The sequence below is a fragment of the Butyricicoccus sp. genome (assembly GCF_050872565.1).
In the GTDB taxonomy this organism is placed as follows: Bacteria; Bacillota; Clostridia; order Oscillospirales; family Butyricicoccaceae; genus Butyricicoccus_A.
This window is the reverse complement of sequence record NZ_JBNMHC010000524.1, coordinates 1-1,071: the sequence shown is the minus strand read 5'-3', so window position 1 is coordinate 1,071 and position 1,071 is coordinate 1. Positions and strand designations below refer to the sequence as shown.

Sequence of the window (1,071 nt, the reverse complement as noted above, 5' to 3'; positions counted from 1 at the left end):
GCCAAAGAAAAACTCATCTGCACAGCGGCCATGCGTGACGTACAGAGCAAGCTGGAAAAATGGGCGGCGATTTCTGTCTTAGATCCGATTCCGCCGTATGCGTTGTCCGGTGCCAATCAATACGCACTGTGGATGGCGGTTTCACTGCTCCGGCATCCGCAGGCACTGCCGCTGCGTGAGCTGCTGCACCGATTGCCTGCACTGGATACCAACGCGCCGGACTGCTTTACCGTCCGTATGATTCCGTATCAGAGACAGGATGACGAGCAGACAGAACAGGAAAACGGTCAGTTTGTGGAACAGGAAGAAATACAGGCGCCGGAGCTGAAGCTGTATGCGGCGGATGTCCTGCGTGACCTGCCGTCCAAGCTGACAGCGACTGCCATTACAGCGTCATTTCAGGCGGCAGAGGCGGGAGAGCAGACAGAAGCGCCAAAACAGCAGGCAGAATTGCGCCGTCCGTTCTTTGAGCGGGAAGCGCGAGGTCTGACGCCGTCAGAGATCGGCACGGCACATCACTTGTTTTTACAGTTCTGTGATTTCGCGCGGTGCGAAACCGCAGAGGGCAGAGCACAAGAGCTGATGCGGTTGCGTGACAAGCGCATTCTCAGCCCAGAGCAGGCAGATGCGATTGACTTGAGACAAATAGAGGCGTTTTTCTCCTCGGATTTGTACGCACAGTTTGGACGGGCAACGGTGCGGCGGGAGTTTAAGTTCTCAATTTTGGTTCCGGCACAGGACTATTACGAAGAGGCCAAGGGATTTGACGAACAGCTGCTCATGCAGGGCGTCATTGACTGCCTATTGGAGACCGAACAGGGATTGACGGTTATCGACTTCAAGACCGACCGCGTGTCCAAACAATTTGCCGCGCAGCGAGCAGAAACCTATCGCGCCCAGCTGTCTGCCTATAAACGTGCGGCGGAAACCGTGTTTGGCAAGCCGGTCACGGGCTGTGCTCTGTATTTCCTCAGCAGTCGTCAGACAATTTGGCTCAATCTATGAGAAAACGCTTGCATTCTATGGCAGGCTATGATATAATCCTTGAGGAAATACGGACGGAACCGTGTT

General features: G+C 54.7%; 1 protein-coding gene. It reads left to right on the top strand.

Features of this window, described 5'->3' with window-relative positions:
• Nucleotides 1-1,005 (top strand): PD-(D/E)XK nuclease family protein (locus tag ACR0P9_RS13090; protein WP_432620842.1); only part of this gene is annotated, 1,005 nt, incomplete at its 5' end.
• Nucleotides 1,006-1,071 lie beyond the last annotated feature (66 nt).